Origin of the sequence: Paenibacillus sp. FSL H7-0326, from assembly GCF_001955535.1 — a bacterium.
GTDB classification, from domain to species: Bacteria; Bacillota; Bacilli; order Paenibacillales; family Paenibacillaceae; genus Paenibacillus; species Paenibacillus shunpengii.
Window position 1 is genome coordinate 182,162 of sequence record NZ_MPVN01000001.1, and the last position, 18,702, is coordinate 200,863.

Consider the following 18,702-nt stretch of genomic DNA (forward strand, 5'->3'; position numbering starts at 1 on the left):
CGCAAAAGCAGGTTCTTCAGTAATATAGGTTCCTGTTCATTGGATCTTTCGAAACAGCTTCTCACGCTTGTCAATCGTTTCATACTTGCGGCTATGACTGTTAAACAGCATCGATTCCTTATCTCCCAGTACAAGAAATCCAAGCATCGCTAGACTATCATGCAGAAGATGATGTACCCGATTCTGCAGCTCCCGATTGAAATAAATCAGTACGTTTCGGCAGAATACCACATTAAATTCATTGAACGATTGGTCCGTGACTAAATTATGCCGAGCAAATACAATGTTCTTCAGCAGAGATGAATTAAAAATAACAGAGTCCTTGCGTGCCATGTAATAATCTGAGAAATCTCTTGTACCGCCTGAACGAATATAATTATAGGTGTTCACTTTCATATTTCTCAAGGGATATATGCCCATCTGTGCCTTTTCAAGTGCATCCTCATCAATATCGGTTGCATAAATTCTGGCTCTGTCGTATAAGCCTTCCTCCTGAAGCAGGATCGCCATTGATAATACCTCTTCGCCGGTTGAGCAGCCTGCATGCCAGATTCGAATATGGGGATATGTCCGTAAATACGGGATAACATTCTTACGAAAAGAATAAAACATATCCGGGTCACGAAACATCTCCGTCACGCCAACGACAAAATAACGAAGCAGCTTCTGCATCCGATCAGGATAATGGAGTACTTGAGGGATTAGAGCCGAGATCGACTCTTCACCTATGGACTGCATTCCGTGCCTGATTCTCCTATATATCGAATCATACGCATAGTTGCGAAAATCATAGCCATACATTCGATAAACCGCCTGGAGAAGCAGCTCTACTTCTATTTTCTCAAGCTCCTTATCTTGACCTGACAGAGGCGCAAGCTGCGTATATTCTCCATGATCAGAAATGATCCTCAGCCTCCTTTACGTATAAAGCCACACCTTCAATAAAGAAAGCAATTTCTCAACATCAATCGGCTTACTAATATAGTCAGATGCACCCGCTTCAATACATAGCTGCCGGTCCTCTTTCATCGCTTTTGCCGTCAAGGCAATAATTGGAGTCTTCTCAAAGCGACTGTTACCACGTATTGCTCTCATCGTCTGGTAGCCGTCCATTTCCGGCATCATAATATCCATCAGAATCAGATCAAATTCAGGATCCTCGGCAAGAACATCCATCGCCTCTCGCCCATTTTCAGCAAAGGTCACATTCAATCCATACGATTCCAATATACTTACAAGTGAAAAAATGTTGCGTATGTCGTCTTCAACGAGAAGAATTCGTTTCCCATCAAAATCGGTCTGATTGCTGTACAGCTTCTTCAATATATCGCGGCGATCTTCCGGCAGATTTGCTTCGACACGATGCAGAAACAATGCTGTTTCATCGAATAGCCTTTCCTGAGATTTAACGTTCTTAATTATAATGCTCTCCGCATACTTTTTGAGCTCAATTTCTTCCTTCATGGTCAGATCTTTTCCCGTATAAATAATGATGGGCAGCTGCTTCAAATGATCGTTCTGCCGTATACGGTCAAGCAGTTCAAATCCGGATATGCCGGCTAACCCTAAATCCATGACCATGCAGTCAAACCGTTCTTTTTCAAGTTCCCGTAAAGCCTCTTCACCCGTAGATACATCAGTGATCAGCACATCGTCATGACCAATCAGTTCTACCATACTATTTCTTAGAACGACATCATCTTCAACAATTAGCAGTCGTTTCAGGTCACGATTAATGAAGGATTCAATATTTGACAGGGCATTTTCAATCTGGACCTTGTTGACTGGCTTCTTCAGATATGCGATGGCTCCCATCGTTAGTCCCATCTGCTGTTCGTTCGCTGCAGAGACCACGTGTACTGGAATATGTCGCAATTCCGGATGCTGCTTCAGCCGCTCAAGGACAGTCCATCCATCAATGATAGGGAGCTGAATATCCAATATGATGGCATCTGGTTTATAAGCATGTGCAAGTGCAAGACCATGATCTCCCTGCAGAGCGACGATTCCTTTAAACCTCCGCGATCGAGCCATGTCCAGTATGATTCCAGCAAAATTCACGTCATCTTCTATGATGAGCAGAACGCGGTCCCCGGCTTCTATGCTTAACCGATCATCTAATAGGTCCATTTCGGGAGAGCTGACCGAATTCGGTGAATCTGGGTGCGTGATCACGGCAGTAGAATCGTTCAGCTGTTCCATAGCGGGTGGAGGTTCCTCGCCTGCGACAGCAGCCTCATTTATCATCTCGATATCTGAATCATGCTTGTATTCTGGTATGAATAGTGTAAAGGTGCTGCCTACTCCTACCTCACTGTCAAACTCAATACGTCCGCCAATTAATCCTGCAAGCTCGCGGCTGATCGTCAGCCCAAGTCCAGTTCCACCATATTTTCGGCTCGTTGTTCCATCGGCCTGCTGGAATGCATCGAATATGATCTCTTTTTTGTCGAGTGGGATGCCAATCCCGGTGTCAGCAACAGTAAAAGCAATCCAATGCTCCACTTCGCCTTCATTGAAAGGACATCTTCGTTTTTCTTTATGGACGCTCAGCGTGACTTGACCCTCACTTGTAAATTTAAAGGCGTTGGACAACAGATTCTTCAAAATTTGCTGTAATCGATGAACATCCGTATAAATGTATTCAGGCAGAGGTGCATCTGAAACAATATTAAACTCAATTCCTTTGTTTAAAGCGATAGGATGAAAGCTTCCCCGAAGGCTGTCCGCAATATCCACAAGCAGCACATCATCCATCTCGACTTTCATTTGCCCCGCTTCTACCTTGGATAGATCCAGGATGTCATCGATCAGCCGAAGGAGATCATTACCCGAGGAATGAATGGTTTCCGCAAATTCAACTTGCTTCGCATTTAGATTCCCGTCTTTGTTATCCATCAGAATCTGAGAGAGAATTAATAAGCTGTTAAGCGGTGTTCTCAGTTCATGGGACATATTCGCCAGGAATTCCGATTTATATTTGGATGCAATTACTAGATCAGATGCCTGCTTCTCCAATACATAATTTTGTTTCTCGATCTGCTCGTTAATTTCTTCAATCTTGCGCAAATGACTTTCCACTTGCTCTGTTCTCACAGACAAATCCAGATTGATCTGCTCAAGGTCTTGCTGCTGACGCTGCAGACGTTCCTCCGATTGACGAAGCGCTTGATTGGATGCCCTCATCTCGTCCTGCTGGGCGATAAGCTCTTCCGATTGTGTCTTTAATTCTTCGGTTTGAGACTGGAGCTCTTCAGACATCGCCTGTGATTCTGTCAGCAATCGCTGGACCTCCATTTGCGCCAGGACATTATTGATTGCGATTCCGATCATGCTTCGTGTCTGCTCCACCAATTGAATATGCTCAGGCGTAAATTTCTTGAACGAAGCAAGCTCAATTACACCCTCGACTTCATTTTCAAATTCAACCGAGAAGATCATGATATGACGTGGAGAAGATTCGCCGAGTCCTGTCGAAATTTTCACATGTCCCTCGGGAACAGATTCAAGAAGGATGATCTGCTGCTGAAGTGCCGCCTGACCCACGAGCCCTTCACCAATGCGGATATATTCAGTTCCCAGACCTTCTCCAGAAGAGGCATAGGAAGCGGTCTTAACCAACTTGTTTTGTTTACGAAGATAAAATACCGCATAAGGCGCATCTAGCAGAGAAGCGAGTTTCACTGTGAATGCTTCTGCAAGCTTGGATACTTCGATTACGCCTTGATACGATACCGCAACCTCACGGATACTGGTCTGCAGCCAGTCATTCTTCTCATACGTTTCAATAAGTCTGTTGGTGACTTCACCTAATTCCCTAATTTCATCACGCGTGCGAACGGTAATGCGTCTAGATAGCAGCTTGCCTTCATCGGAAGCCATATCCGAAATGGCGGAGCTGACCTGTTTGATCGTACCCACTATATTTCTCGATATGATATAAGCAACAATAAGAGACAGGAGGATAACTAAGATGATAACGGTGTACATCACATTTCTGAAATCCGCATTTTGCTGATCCAGCTGCAGTAAACGTTCTTCCGTCAATGCTTTCTCTGTCACTCGAAATTCGTTGAACTGAGTTCTCATCTGATCCATCAGCCGCTTGCCAATATCCTTTGTGAAATACACTGCAATTTCCTGTTCTCGATTCTCCTGCTTCAGACCTATGACATACTCACCGGCATTTTCGATCCATTGCTCAATATTGATCTTAATTTCATCAAGACGCTGGATCTGAGTCGGATTATTCGATACCAGCTCATACAATTGATTGTAATCAGCTTTCCAATTGGACATTGCTTCGTTGTAAGGTACCAGGTAACGATCTTCACCAGCGATAACAAACCCTCTCTGACCCGTTTCCATATCCAGCATATGCTTCTCTATCTGGTACGTCAGATTATGTACTTCGATGTCGTGATCCGCAATAAAATTCATCTCCTGCTCCATGGACGCAATTCGGCTGCCAAGGATAAATATCGCTGCTCCCAGGCAGACGATAATGATGAAATAACCGATGATGATCTTGGTACGAATCGTAAGCCTCATTTTTTCAAACATTGATCTCTCCTCCTGAACATTTTTCCTTATAAGCGAGGCTGTTGATTCATGATTATCGGTACAAATAAAAGCTTCGAGCTGCTGTCTCTCATTAAAAAAAGAATCCTCAGGTACGGCTCGGATTCTTCATCGAAAGCGTTCTCTTCATGCAAAAATATAGAACCATATCGTTAAACACGAGAATCCTATGAATTCCAGTTTGAATGGCGTCTATTGCTTAGTTTACGTGAAGTGAAAACACTTGTCTATACGGATTATTCAAGTAAAAAAACACAGTGAAGCTCTATAGCTGCACTGTGTTTTGATATAAATTAAAGCATTCTTTTTCATTGCAAGTCATCTACCTATACGAGAATAAACTCTACTTCAACAAATTCTCGCTATGAAGCTGGTCAAAAATAAGCTGTGTTACTGCTGACACTTGTTCCCGATCAGCATAATTCAACCATTTCAGCTCCTCGATCTCGGATTCAGGGCTTAGGACTCCTTCGTAATCAGCCATGTAGCAGGTCATCATCACTTGAATCCCTTCCGATTTGCCATGCGCCGGGGCCTCGAACGTACCGTATAATTGAATCCTCTCCTTAAGAATATCTACAGATAACTCTTCTTGGATCTCGCGAATCAATGTTTCTTCGTCTGACTCGCCAGGTTCTCTTTTGCCGCCCGGCAAATAATACGTATCCTTGCCTTTACTGCGAGCACCTAGAATTTGACCGTTAAGCAAGTGAATCCATGCGATCTTATCTATTGTTGTTGTCATTTACTTGGACACCTTTCCAAATCCGCTGCGGGAGCGGGCTAATAAGTCATCCCAAGTTCCCTCCGGCTGTTTCGGAGACAATATCTCTTGGGATACAACTCCATGATATCCGATTTGGGCCAAGCTGCTCAAGTAGCCGGAGAGATCAATGACACCTTCTCCAGGATAAGCCCGGTCATTATCAAGCAGCTGTTCTATCGGGAGGTCATAGGCATCATTTATGTGCACATGAACGATTTGGTTCTCTTTGAGACGAAGCAGATCATTCGGAGTTAAGCCTGTTGTATGGCAATGATAAAAATCAACCAGCAATCCCACATTAGACAAGCCAATTGCGTCGATCATCTCCAGCGTCTCATCTGCGGTCCAAATAAAAGGATGCTTCCATGCGGTTCTTAGGTGATGCGGCCCCACAAATTCTAGACCGAGACGTATGCCATAGACCCCTAGTACTTCAGCACACCACCTTAACCGTGAAATGCTTCTGGCCATAAATGAAGCCGCTTTCTCATCGGTGGACGGTAATATATATGTAGTACAAGCCTTACAGCCAAGCTGTTCCGCACGAGCTGCGGATAGGGCAAGCCCCTCTAATCCTTGCTTAAACTGTTCATCCGTCCCTCGCCATTCTACGTCCAGTCCGATAGATCCAATAATCATGCCCTGTTCCTTGAGAAGCTGCTGTGCACTTTCCAGTCCTATTGTATCGACGAGCTGCTTGGCATCCAGATCAACGGCTTCAAAACCATATTCTGCCGCTTTTTGTATGAACAAGACGTCATCAATTGCACCAATACCTGCTTTTGTCAGTCCTTTTTTCACGTTCACTTCACCCTTTCTGGCTTGGATACGAAGAAGATAAAGATTTCTTATTTCTATCCTACATCATATTCCATAACTACAAAAGAGATTGAAAGGAATGGCGAATGACATCGCCTCTGCTGATGATGCCTGCAAGAACGCCATTGCGGTGGACTGGGAGTTTTTTGATCTGTTTTTTGCCGAGAATCGAGGCAATGATCTCAATATCCTCATTCCAGGATACGGTTATCACTTTTTTCTTGCATATGGACATCACATTCAGTTTCATAATTTGTTTGACTCGATCTTCATATTCTTCATAATTTAAATTAACAGCGTATGTATATATAAACATATCATCCTTCTTCCCTATATAACGCATAATGTCTCCGTCACTGATGTATCCGACAATTTCATTACGTTCATTAACTACCGGAAGACCACTAATCCGATGATCGATAAATCTCTGAATAACCTGTTCCACATTGTCACTTTCTTTCACTTTATAGACGGGACTAATCATAATTTCATGCGCCTTCATCCTCCGGCCTCCTAATTAAGCATCATGTTCATTTCCTAATCATCTGAAACGTTATATACTTATTCTTTATTTTATACTCTTGTTACAAAAAATGCGTAATGGTTCACACCGAAATCATGAATTTCGGTAAAATATTTTTAAGGCTTCCTTTTTTCTTATACCAATCTGATCCAGATAAGGTGATAGAAAGTATTTTTATGGAAAGTATCTAGATAAAAAAGATTATTTTCTATTATGAATTTTTCATATGTTGAAATTATTATAACAGAGGATGGTACTTTCGTTCGTGCTCGTCATATCTGCTTTTATTGGGGTAAGTTTGCAGATGTTTTTTTCTGGTTAGACTTAATTCATACATACTAGCTTATGGAGGTACTTAACGTGCACAATCAAAGCCGGCCAGAATCGAAAACAACAATGAACCCTGGCTCTGTCGGAGCGCAGGGTCGTCTGTCATCATTAAACCTATGGTCTGGTATTTTATTTGGTCTGGGACTTGTGAGCTTTGTAGATGAAACTGTTTTTCATCAGCTGCTTCATTGGCATCATTTCTATGATAAATCGACGACCTCTATCGGACTTATCTCCGACGGTTTGTTTCATGCCTTCAGTTGGTTTGCTACGATCGGAAGTTTATTTATGCTTGCACATCTGCTGAGACTAAACTCTCTGCATAAGAAACGCTGGTGGGGCGGCGTCCTATTGGGTGGTGGTTTGTTTCAACTATACGATGGTACGATTCAACATAAGCTCATGCTGCTCCATCAGATCAGGTATGTGGAGAATGTAATCATCTACGACATCATCTGGAACCTGTTTGCCATATTGCTAGTCATTGGTGGAGTGACATTGATTATTCAAACAAAACATACAGGAGCAGCTTCAACCTATGCCGATTCATAATCACATTCCTTCAGCCCAGCATTCTCTTTCCCTCTATTTATTTGCTCTGCCTCTCATTACAATGATGATCGCGTATATGATTGCGGCTATTGTGTCCAGCCAAAAGCTGCGAACATGGAAGATACACCGGACTCTCTTCTGGCTCCTCGGTATCACATGTGCGATCGCTGCAGTCTTCGGACCTTTAGCTAATGCGGCCCATCACGATTTTCGATATCACATGCTCAGCCACTTGCTGATTGGAATGATCGCTCCCATCCTGCTTGTATTTGCAGCTCCGATGACACTCATCCTGCGTACACTTCCTGTTCGACTAGCCCGGAGGTTCATTTCATTCCTCAACCGCCCTGTTATCCGAGTCATCAGTCATCCTATTTCAGCTTCACTCATCAACCTCGGAAGTATGTGGCTTCTGTATACGACGAGCATCTATTCTCTTATGCATCATCACTTTTGGCTGCACTGGTTCGTCCATGTTCATATGCTGCTAGCCGGATTCCTGTTTACATACTCCCTGATCTATGTGGATCCTGTTCCACATCGGCACAGCTTCAGACTTAGAGCTTGTATCTTGCTGCTCTCGTCGGCAGGACATAATATCCTGTCGAAGTATATTTATGCCCACCCTCCTATAGGTGTAGATATCTTACAGGCAGAAGCCGGAGCTGTGCTTATGTATTATGGAGGAGACATTGTTGATGTCATCCTCATCACGATACTTTGTACTCAATGGTATAAATCCGTTAGCTCGAGGTCCTTCCTATCTAGGAAGAGCAGCACGCACTTGTCATAGAATGAAAATGTCATGCATGAAGCTCGTAATCTATCGCATTACTTTAACATGTTCTCCTGAAGTAATTGAATCGCCTGATATAGTCGATCCTGCGGTACTTCGCCGTAACGATCTCCTAAACTAATCTCTGTCTTGCATTCCTGGTCGTGAACTTCTCGCAGAAACGAGATTAAGCCGATTCCTGTCTGTGTATATACATCAATCAGTATTGGCGCAAGGTCACTAGCAGACATATGAAAATGAAGATGAAACATATTTGTCACGGGGACCTGTGGAACAGTTCTAACTCCAGAGCACTGATTGAACAAGCTGGCGAGCTCCTTTGCCCGGTTATAATATTCTGCCATTCGGTCAATCCGTTTATTGAGATAATAATCACTGCTCAGAATGTAAGGATATAATCCGATCAGATCTCCGCCATGGCGTCTCTTCCATACCTTGGATACTGTAGTGAATTTTTCAGGTCCTGCTAATATCGCACCAGCAATACCGCCAATTCCTTTATAAAAAGAGACGTAAACACTGTCAAACAGCGCACATATCTCGGCTGCAGACTTTCCATAGTAAGGTGTTGTTTCGAATAGTCTTGCACCGTCCAGGTGCAGCCGAATCCCCTGTTCTCTGCAATAGGCAGAAATTTCAACAAGCTCCTCAAACTCCGGCAGCTGACCTCCAATCTCACGCTGCGGCAATTCTAGCAGCAAACATGCCACATCTCCTCCTAACTGCTTCACGTCTTGCAGTCGAATCAGACGGTGTGCTTCTCCGAGAAGGACAGGCTCCAAGTGATGCAGCTCCTTGAGACCGTTTTCTTCATGTATTTCCAGATGACTAAGTGGATGATACGCGACAATTTTGCTGTCTTTCTCATCTGACCATATTCGCATCGCAATCTGCTGCGCCATCGTACCACTCGGAAAAAATACTGCCGATTCTTTGCCTAACATATCAGCCATTTTACGCTCAAAATCTTCAATCACTTTGCCTGTTCCATAGCGGTCTCCTGCCACCCCCCCGTCCACATGCTCTAATGCCTCCTTCAGCAACTGAACATTCCACTTACCATTCCCTAGAATAGGGTACTCACTCTTGTTGTATGCTTCTGCTAATGTGATTTTGTTGTTTTGTTCCATGTGTCTCCTCCTGTGGTAGAAATACCTAATTCATAGATTATTATTTCTCTAAACATATCATAAAGCAGCTAAAGACATTATGAATTTGGTTTCAACTCTATTAAAAATAGTTACTAGCGTAATCCAAATCATAAGGGAGTGCATAAAATGCTATTAAATCCGGTATAGGAGGTGTGGTTAAATGAGCTACGAAGATGGACACGATAACTTCAAAATCGGAGGAATTCTTGTATTGTTCATTTTGTTGGTGATTATAGCAAAATCTTTTAAATCGTATTGATCTAAATAGGCAATATAAAAGAGTCTTAGCTAGAAGGGTGTTCTAGCTGAGACTCTTTTTTACAATCTGCTTGAGCTAGCTGGCAGTCTGGTTATTTTAAGATTTTATAATAGTAATTCGTGGGATCGAGCTCGCCCGTTTCGCTTCTAGCATAGAGCGGGATTTGACCAGCGTATATATAACCATGGGATTGATACAGGAGATTGGAGGGATCTCCATCTCTCGTATCCAGAACGATTAACGTCCTCTTATCCTCCCTAGCGCTCGTTTCAGCGGCGTCTAATAACCTTCTTCCGTATCCCTGCCGTCTGGCAGAAGGATGAATCATAAGCTTAGCAATCTCAGCTCTATGAAGTCCGTTCTTCTTCATACATAACTGAAGCTGTACGGATCCTACGACTTTATCATCCTCTATTAATACAAAACAACGCACATCCTCCTGTATGACGTCGTCCCAATAGACTCTAGACTCAGCCTTCGTCAAGGGTGGCAGAAATCCGATCGAAGCCCCTTCGTTGACCACATCTACCAATAAGCCTGCTAACTCTTCAATATGATCTTCTACTATAGACAATTGCTTAATCCTTACTTGTTCTTGCATTGATTTCCCTCCCATTTCATGTTTACAAAATCATAACGCGTCCTTATCCATTTGTATAACGAATAATATGTATTATAATAATTAATATTTCGAATAATTGGAGAGCAGGTCATATTCATATGGATATCTCACAGATTGAAGCTCTACTGGCTGTATGTAAGATTCGCAATTTTACGAAAGCAGCGGAATTTCTACATATATCACAATCTGCGGTTACGGCGAGAATCAAAGCGCTCGAAGCCACATTAGGAAAAACACTGCTCGACCGGGATAAACGAAATGTTCGTCTTACTCAAGCAGGCATCGCCTTTTTACCTTATGCGGAGAGAATGCTGCGAATTTACGAGGAGAGTAAGGTGACACTCCAAGAGGAAGTGGATCATCACCTTATTGTTAGCGGACCTGGGTCCGTATGGCACTACACTTATTTGCAGAACATGCTTGATTTCAGAGAAAAGCACCCAAGTATTGCTGTCAAATTTCTAAGCTATATTGACTCCAGCTATATGATTCGTGACCTGTTACTCGATGGAATCGTACAGCTCGCCCTTCGTTACGATCCGCCAGAACATCCGAAATTTACGAAGAAGTTCTTGTTTGAGGAGGAAATTATACTCGTTTCATCCAAACCGAGAGAGAACTTCATCACAAGGACTGATTTCTATGATCAGAATTATTATCATATTGAATGGGGCCATCCCTTTCCAGAATGGTTCAGGGGTATCGTGGGTGATGCCTATATTCCTCCGCTTCAGACCGATCATTCGGCAATTATGCTGACCATGCTTCTGCAGGGAGGTGGATTTGGTTATCTACCTCGCGCAATAGCGGACCCCTATATTCAGACAGGACAGCTGTACGAGCTGCCCACTGAATTTACTGTTCCACCCTCCAAAGTGTACGCCGTATATCTGACCGACAATCAGGATGATCCCAGGATTGAGCTGGGACTCGAGATGCTCGGTATCGAATAACGTCAAACAGCCATCTATCCCAGGTGCTTCAGGATACATGGCTGTTTGTTAATTAGGATAACTATTCTTTTTTCTCTGGCAGTGGTGTAAAGAGCAGATTGACAGGCAAATTACTTCCTGGGGCTGCAGTCATCAGGATTTCTACTTTTTGACTATAGTTTCCTGTACGGTATAATATTGCCTGCTCATTAGGTGCACTGACCTGTCCGGCAGAATAGATCGCCGTAATGTTACCGTTGACCATGGCATAACCAGAATACTTACCTCCACGTGGATTGAAGGAGATCAGTGTATTAGCCGCTACGTTATCAAATGTCATTTTGTACAGTACGCCGAAGTTACCTGTGTTGGAGGCTTCAACACCAAGCATAGGGTCCATACCCGCCAGATTCGGATCGTCCTGATTATCACCTAGAGCTAAACGCTGTGCGGAATCCCCAACATACTCAGAATAACGAATGACTCGAGTCGAATTCGGGTACGTTCCTCGGTTGTGTACGCCATCACGATCGAGAACAGGCAGCTCACCAAGCACGGTAAGCGGATCAAGCTTCTCATCAATCATCACGACATTGTACTCAATCGGATAGTCGCTGTGCATATCAGAGAATAACGAGATAACATCTCCTTGCTTCATTCTCGTCTTACTCAGCTCTGTCATCACCAGCTTGCTCTCTCCCGGTTCGAGTGTCAGCATCGATCGTTTGGAGCCGTTCTGCATGGACTCAAAATAATTGTATACGGATTTCTTACCCGCTGCGGTTGCAATACCTGTCGGACCGGCAAATCCAAGATTCTCTGTCGTTATGGTTGCCTTCGTGGCGTTCTTGTTCGTCGCGACTACATACATCTTCACGTTCTTGCCGACATTGTTCACATGGTGAATCATAAAGCGGGTGTTACCCACAGAGGTTTCCTTATATACAATACCTTCACTGTTAACGGTTTCCGGACTGTTACTGCGAATGAGTGTGCTGGGCTCATCATAATATGAATAGTTGATTTTTGGAAGAGCAGGCACATTAGACCCGTCAAACGAGAACTTCTCCCCTGGAGGCAGCAGCAGCTTATTAAAGTCATCTGCAGAATACAGCGTTTCCCCAGAAACAATAATCGTCTTCTCATAAGTAGCTGTTAACCCTTTATTGTCGGTTACCGTAAGGCTGATCGTTTTGGGTCCTGGCGTGAAATGTGCATACGCTTTATTGTTCCAATCATGCTTCACAATTTGACCATCGTCGGTACTTTGATCCGTAATGGTAATGAATTCGCCCATTCGATATTCATCCTTATCCGTCGTGAACATGGCAACTGGCGGCAGATTAGGCTGGAGTACGGTTATCTTCTGGCTGTATGGATCACTCCAGGTTCCGTTCTCGTCTTGTACCGTGTATGTAATGGTGTACTCGCCTGCTTGAGCATAAATGTCCTGTCTGCCTTCCCAGCGTTCGTTAACAATCTCAAGTCCTGAAGGTGAAGTCGCTTCCGTTACATACGTAAGTGTTGTTTGGCCAGCAAAAATCTCCTTCTCCTGGATTGTGAACTTGGCAACAGGCTTAACCGACACATCCATAATGATTCGCTTGCCGACATTGTCTACCTTATAAGATATATTAAGTGCTTGAGTAATCGCAGTCAGCGGGACCATGAAGGTATTCTTCGTTTGGAAGGAGGTACCTTTCATCGACTTTGAAACTCCATTAACCGTATACTTGCTGCTATCCGTTTTGAAGCGCAGCTCGTTGGTTCCGCTCGTAATAATAGTTTCCTTGGTTTTCTTGTCATAAGTCACCTTATAGCCTACACGGTCCACAAGGGCACGGATCGGAACATACGATACCCCTTTCTTAACTTGCATTGGCTGAGGTGCATTATATACTTGGCCGCCTTGCTCCATCTTCGTGCTGTTAAAGTGCAGTATCAGCTCATTAGCGGAAGCCGCAGGTATAGGGTCCGTCGTATCCGTATTGTCAATAACTTCTGCAGGCGGTTCAGCCACCTCACCCGTTTCCGTTTCAGTAGGTGCGTTTGGCAATGGCGCTGACTCGTTTGTAACAGAACTGTTATTTTCAAGTTCTCCTTGAGAGCCTTGCTGATCAGAGACAGAAGCTTCGTTTCCAGTCTCTTGAGATGTCAGGCTCTGCTCGAGAACTTTGCTCACGTCCGATTCTTGTGGAGCATTGGTTACGGTAGATTGTGCACTAACCGGGATAGCTGAAGCGATCTGTGACAAGGCCAGGACGGTTAGCATGGATAGTTTCTTCAGTTTCATTCTTTAACTCCTTCTGTTCTATTTTTCTATTCTCCTCTAAAAATCATAGTATTAGACGCTCTGTATCGGAAAAAGTTTCTAATTTTATTCTATATAATTCTAATTTTCGCCATAATATCCTAACCCATCTAATTAACAGTGGTAAGTAAAGGTGTTAAGCTTGCACACAGGTAATTGGTAAAGATTTGATGACTGAACTATAATTTAATAGAAGAGACAACAAATAGAGAGGAGTTAATCATGCTATCCCATCTCAAGAAAATAGACTGGACGATCGTTATCATTCTATGCTTTTTTATGGTTGCGAGCATTCTTCTCATTCACAGCGGCATTCAGTCTGATCCGATCATGGCCGGCTCTGACAAGACGATGCTGCTCTATTATATGCTTGGATTTGTCGTACTCTTTGGGACGGCATTTATTAATTACAAGCTGTTCATTAAATATCATTGGATTCTGTTTGCGGCTGGTCTATTGCTGCTTCTCTATGTTGCCTTCTTCGGAGATGTCATTAATGGTGCCAAAGGCTGGATCAGCTTAGGACCTGTCAATGTACAGCCAGCAGAAGTGTTTAAATTCATATTGATTTTGAGTCTTGCCGCTATTGTAGCAGCCAAGCAGCGGGAGCTCTTCTTCTGGAAAGACGTTGTGCCCATTTCTCTCCTCACCTTTGTTCCCTTCGCGTTCGTTATGGTGCAGAATGATATGGGAAACGCACTCTGCTATGTCGTGATTCTGCTGGGTATTCTATGGATTGGTAATATGAAAAACATGCATACCCTGCTGATTATGTTACTTATCGCTGTGCTCGTGTATGGAGGAATCAAATCGTATATCGGTTTTCATGATGAGATTACCAGCTTCTTGACGGATATAGACAAAGAACACTGGCTGGATCGGTTTGACGCTTGGCTACTTCCCGATGAAGCGAGCAAGGATGCCACCTACCATACCAACAATGCCAAGCTGGCTATTGCTTCGGGCGGATTATTTGGCAAGGGCTTTCTCAGCGGTGCTTACGTACAGTCGGGCTTTGTCCCATACACCTATTCTGATTCGATTATCGTTGTAGCCGCAGAGGAGTTTGGATTTCTTGGTGTATCTGTCATTTTATTTCTGTATTTCATTATTGTTCACAGACTCATTACCATCGCGCTGGAGTGCAAGAGCAGCGAAGGTCCTGTTATCATTGTCGGAATCGTGTCCATGCTGCTCTATCAAATATTTGAGAATATCGGGATGTTTATCGGTTTAATGCCGCTGACAGGAATTACGCTGCCTTTTCTCAGCTTCGGTGGATCTTCACTGCTCATTAACATGGCTTGCATGGGAGTAGTGCTTAGCATCCGGCTATATGATGAAGAACCAGAGGAACTATTTATGAATCCTCACCCTACTTATCTCATGGAGCAGAAGGAACGCTCACTATAAGCAACAAAAAAAGGGACTCTGCCTGACGTTTCTCAGGAAGAGTCCCTTGCACTGTCCGTACTTCTACTCATCATGGTTATTCATCGTTTTCCGCACTTCTTTAAACGTCCTGGCCGCATAGATTCCTACAAACACAAGACCGATCAGCATAGGGATGAATCCGATAAATTGATCTCTCCCTGTTAATGTCATGACGAGCAGGCCCACCAGTATCAAGCCGATACCTGCATATTTGTTCCATTTATTATTGCGCATTCTGTCAGCTCCACAGTTAATGTAGTACATTCACTGTAATCATACCATATCTTCACGTGGATGCTCTATTCGTTACACTGTAATATGCGGGCTTTGGCTGATGGTCGTCATCGAACAGGTATGATTAAAAATTGAATGTGTTGTTACTCTTCTTGTCTGAAGGTACTTCTGGAATGTACTCCTTCTCCCAGAACTCAGCATTCTTGATGCCCAGCTTAACCGGATCGAATACGGGGTCTTTGCCTTCTTTTTTCTGTGCTTCATAATCTCTAAGCACCTTGAGAGCAGGTTTGGTAAGAAGAAGAATTGCAATAATATTGAGCCACGCCATACTGCCAACGCCAATATCCCCGAGTCCCCATGCAAGACTCGCTGTTTTCACACTGCCGTAAAACGTTGCGAACAGGATGACCAATTTGAGTGCGAACTCAGCCCATATCCGGCGTGTCTTCTGATTAATATAAGCAAGATTAGTCTCGGCCATATAATAGTAGGCCATGATGGTCGTGAAGGCAAAGAATAACAGTGCAATCGCAATGAACGGAGCACCAAAGCCTGGAAGGAAGGTCTCTACTGCCCTGATCGTGAAATCAGGACCTGGACTAACATCACCCAAGTTATTAACAATCGGAGCTGCACCTTCTGGAATTACATTGTACATTCCCGTGATCAGAATCATGAATGCCGTAGCAGAGCATACAAACAATGTATCAATATAGATTGAGAATGCCTGAACCAAGCCCTGCTTCGCAGGATGGGATACTTCAGCAGCAGCAGCCGCATGCGGCGCCGTTCCCTGTCCTGCTTCATTGGAATAAATTCCGCGCTTCACACCCCAGCTGATTGCTGCTCCAATAATTCCACCAAAGGCAGCATGGGCACCAAATGCACTCGAAAAAATCATGCTGAATACTGCTGGAATTTCAGAGAAATTCGCGATTACAATAAGGACTGCCATAATGATATAGCCTCCAGCCATGAAAGGAACCACGATCTGGGCAACATTAGCAATCCGCTTTACCCCTCCAAAGATAATAACAGCCAGAAGAACCACAAGAACGATGCCAGTAATGACAGGATCAATATTAAAGGCCGTTGTCATTCCTGAGGCAATACTATTCGCTTGAACACCAGGAAGAAGCACACCGGTAGCCAGTACGGTCACGATCGCAAAAAGGACCGCATACCATTTCATGTTCAGACCTTTCTCTATGTAATAAGCGGGGCCACCACGAAACTGCCCATCCTGCTTCGTCTTGTACACTTGACCCAATGCTGCTTCAACAAAAGCAGAGCCTGCACCCAGGAAGGCAATCAGCCACATCCAGAATACTGCACCCGGTCCGCCGAAAGCGATGGCGGTGGCTACACCTGCGATATTACCTGTTCCAACTCTTCCCGCCAAAGCCATGGACAAGGCTTGGAAGGAGGAGACCCCCGCATCAGAGCTCTTCCCTTTAAACATCAATTGAATCATTTCCTTAACCATTCTTACCTGCATAAACCTCGTTGCAAAAGTATAAAAGAGTCCTGTCGCTAAACATAGATAAATTAATGCGTCACTCCATATAATTCCGTTTAACCAATTAACAAATGACTCCATTTGCAAACCTCCTGAGAATTATACTTTTACATTCATCGCGTCATGTAACTTAACTTATCCCTCCCAACATTTTATAAATATCCAAGATTTGAATATTTTACATAACTAACTTGAGTTATTATAGTCTGATTCAACCATGCGATGTCAATATATATTTCATATAAGTATCAATCAAAATCAGGTTTCTGGCATTAGAGAAGAGAAATGAGAGAAGCTGTAGGTATTTTGTAATTTATACAGCAGCAAGCCACAGGTTATGTCAATAATAGGTGAAACAAATAAAGAGCCCTGTCTATGATAAGAAGGACTCTTCATTAAATGATGATTTCAATTTATATTGCAGGTATCGTTTCAACAGACGGAGGAGTTACAGCTTCGTTGCTGCTCACTTCTGCCTTCTTCAAATATTTCTTTCCTCTCCATCTGTAATAAGACAGGATTCCTCTTAAATATTCATCAGCGATCATGCAGGAATAAATTCCGACCAGCCCCCATTCCATGTGAACTCCCAGTACGTAAGAGAGCCCGGTAGCTACAATCCACATCGATCCTAGTGAGATATACATTGTAAACCTCGTATCACCAATCGCATTGAGCGAGCTGCCGAGTGCCATATTGAGCATTTTTCCCGGCTGCAGGATCAGATTCATCCCGAGCAAGGAGGCCCCAATCGCAATGATCGTCTGATCATCGGTGAACAGGCCTAATATATGTCTTCCGAATACAAAGAGTATAAATGCATTGACGACAACATATATTGCCCCGATACCCAGGGCCCTGTAAGCACTGCGGTATGCTTCCTTTATTTTGCCTGCACCAAACAAATGCGCAATTTGAATTTGAGCTGCCATCGCAATTGAGGATCCAAGCAGGAAACAGAACGATTCCAGAGTGTTCATATAAGTTCTCGCTGCCAGTTCTGCCGATCCCAGCGTCGCGATAAAAGAGTAAAGGATAAGCTGTGTAAAGACCCAGCAGGAGGAATTGACCCCAAGCGGCCAGCCGATCTTCATAATCTCGCCGAACAAAGGCTTGTTAAATATCCGGAATTCCTTCCACTGTATCTTATAGTCAAATGAACGAAGGAACATGTAGAACAGCAGTAATACAGCCAAAAGCCGGCTTACGACCGTTGAGATCGCTACTCCAGTAAGTCCCCACTGCGGGAAACCGAAGGCCCCGAATATGAATCCATAGTTAAAGAAGACGTGGATAATATTCATCCCGATGGCAACATACATAGGCCCCTTCGTATTTCCTGTATTCCGAATCACCGTGCTCATCGTCGCCATCATTGCCACGAGCACCATACCCCCGCCTACAATCGAAATATAAGTCCCTGCGAGCGGAAGCAATCCGGCTGGGAGCTGCAGCAGTGTAGAAATTTGTTCTGGAAACACATACAGAACGACGCTGCACAGTATGCCGATCAGCGTTGTCACGCTAAAGGCCATTATACCGATAATGCGCGCATCCTGCTTCTTGCTTGAGCCCAGCTTCTGAGCAATCAGAATCCCCGCCCCGCTGGCAATCGTTGTAAACAAGACCGTCATTGCCTGGAACAGCTGATTAGAGAATCCAACAACAGCGACAGCATCGTCGGAAATCCGGCTTACCATTAATGTATCGACTGCTCCGAGCAGAAACTGCAGAAACAGCTCAATAAATATGGGCCATGCCAGCACCCACAACGTAAACTTTTTACTATCCATATCTAATATTCCAACCTCCACAACAAAATAAGCGTTTATTACAAAAAGCATTCTGAACGCCTCAACATTTTCAAATT

15 protein-coding genes are annotated in these 18,702 nt (G+C 43.8%); 4 read left to right on the top strand and 11 right to left on the bottom strand.

Annotation, left to right across the window (positions count from 1 at the left end; genetic code table 11):
• Positions 1 to 36: 36 nt before the first annotated feature.
• From BK126_RS00790 to BK126_RS00810, 5 genes are all read right to left on the bottom strand, one after another.
• A complete protein-coding gene (locus tag BK126_RS00790; protein WP_076310850.1) occupies positions 37 to 906 on the bottom strand; it encodes a CheR family methyltransferase in 870 nt (289 codons plus the stop codon).
• Between the two features lie 12 nt (positions 907 to 918).
• Entirely contained in the window at positions 919 to 4,563 is a 3,645-nt protein-coding gene (locus tag BK126_RS00795; RefSeq protein WP_083655667.1) for a response regulator, read from the bottom strand.
• Positions 4,564 to 4,924: 361 nt separating this feature from the next.
• Positions 4,925 to 5,326, bottom strand: a complete 402-nt coding sequence (locus BK126_RS00800; RefSeq protein WP_076310851.1) for an NUDIX hydrolase — start codon at positions 5,324 to 5,326, stop codon at positions 4,925 to 4,927.
• Positions 5,327 to 6,148, bottom strand: coding sequence for a sugar phosphate isomerase/epimerase family protein (locus BK126_RS00805; RefSeq protein WP_076310852.1), 822 nt, complete (start codon positions 6,146 to 6,148; stop codon positions 5,327 to 5,329).
• A 76-nt stretch (positions 6,149 to 6,224) separates the two neighbouring features.
• A complete protein-coding gene (locus tag BK126_RS00810) occupies positions 6,225 to 6,668 on the bottom strand; it encodes a CBS domain-containing protein (protein WP_076310853.1) in 444 nt (147 codons plus the stop codon).
• Between the two features lie 417 nt (positions 6,669 to 7,085).
• On the opposite strand from BK126_RS00810, the gene BK126_RS00815 reads away from it, so the two are divergent.
• Together BK126_RS00815 and BK126_RS00820 are read left to right on the top strand one after the other, a co-directional pair.
• The gene (locus tag BK126_RS00815; RefSeq protein ID WP_076312479.1) at positions 7,086 to 7,571 is read left to right on the top strand and encodes a DUF2243 domain-containing protein; all 486 of its coding nucleotides are present in this window, start codon (positions 7,086 to 7,088) and stop codon (positions 7,569 to 7,571) included.
• Positions 7,558 to 8,364: a cytochrome c oxidase assembly protein gene (locus BK126_RS00820; protein WP_076310854.1), complete on the top strand. Its 807-nt coding sequence runs from the start codon at positions 7,558 to 7,560 to the stop codon at positions 8,362 to 8,364. Before BK126_RS00815 ends, BK126_RS00820 begins: the two co-directional genes overlap by 14 nt.
• Positions 8,365 to 8,402: 38 nt before the next feature.
• Here the strand turns inward: BK126_RS00820 and BK126_RS00825 are convergent, their stop codons facing one another.
• Together BK126_RS00825 and BK126_RS00830 are read right to left on the bottom strand one after the other, a co-directional pair.
• Positions 8,403 to 9,497: a threonine aldolase family protein gene (locus BK126_RS00825; RefSeq protein ID WP_076310855.1), complete on the bottom strand. Its 1,095-nt coding sequence runs from the start codon at positions 9,495 to 9,497 to the stop codon at positions 8,403 to 8,405.
• 371 nt (positions 9,498 to 9,868) lie between these two features.
• Positions 9,869 to 10,378, bottom strand: a complete 510-nt coding sequence (locus tag BK126_RS00830) for a GNAT family N-acetyltransferase (RefSeq protein ID WP_076310856.1) — start codon at positions 10,376 to 10,378, stop codon at positions 9,869 to 9,871.
• Positions 10,379 to 10,497: 119 nt separating this feature from the next.
• Here BK126_RS00830 and BK126_RS00835 point away from each other — a divergent pair, with 119 nt between their 5' ends.
• The gene (locus tag BK126_RS00835) at positions 10,498 to 11,352 is read left to right on the top strand and encodes a LysR family transcriptional regulator (protein WP_076310857.1); all 855 of its coding nucleotides are present in this window, start codon (positions 10,498 to 10,500) and stop codon (positions 11,350 to 11,352) included.
• A gap of 61 nt (positions 11,353 to 11,413) precedes the next feature.
• Here the strand turns inward: BK126_RS00835 and BK126_RS00840 are convergent, their stop codons facing one another.
• Positions 11,414 to 13,624 carry a stalk domain-containing protein gene (locus tag BK126_RS00840; RefSeq protein WP_076310858.1) on the bottom strand — a complete coding sequence of 737 codons (2,211 nt, stop codon included), beginning with the start codon at positions 13,622 to 13,624 and terminating at the stop codon, positions 11,414 to 11,416.
• Positions 13,625 to 13,864: 240 nt separating this feature from the next.
• On the opposite strand from BK126_RS00840, the gene BK126_RS00845 reads away from it, so the two are divergent.
• Positions 13,865 to 15,055, top strand: a complete 1,191-nt coding sequence (locus BK126_RS00845; RefSeq protein ID WP_076310859.1) for an FtsW/RodA/SpoVE family cell cycle protein — start codon at positions 13,865 to 13,867, stop codon at positions 15,053 to 15,055.
• Between the two features lie 63 nt (positions 15,056 to 15,118).
• Here the strand turns inward: BK126_RS00845 and BK126_RS00850 are convergent, their stop codons facing one another.
• From BK126_RS00850 to BK126_RS00860, 3 genes are all read right to left on the bottom strand, one after another.
• Positions 15,119 to 15,310, bottom strand: a complete 192-nt coding sequence (locus tag BK126_RS00850; protein WP_076310860.1) for a hypothetical protein — start codon at positions 15,308 to 15,310, stop codon at positions 15,119 to 15,121.
• Positions 15,311 to 15,434: 124 nt separating this feature from the next.
• Positions 15,435 to 16,913, bottom strand: a complete 1,479-nt coding sequence (locus tag BK126_RS00855) for an alanine/glycine:cation symporter family protein (RefSeq protein WP_076310861.1) — start codon at positions 16,911 to 16,913, stop codon at positions 15,435 to 15,437.
• Positions 16,914 to 17,245: 332 nt separating this feature from the next.
• Positions 17,246 to 18,625, bottom strand: a complete 1,380-nt coding sequence (locus tag BK126_RS00860; protein WP_445321897.1) for an MATE family efflux transporter — start codon at positions 18,623 to 18,625, stop codon at positions 17,246 to 17,248.
• Positions 18,626 to 18,702: the final 77 nt, after the last annotated feature.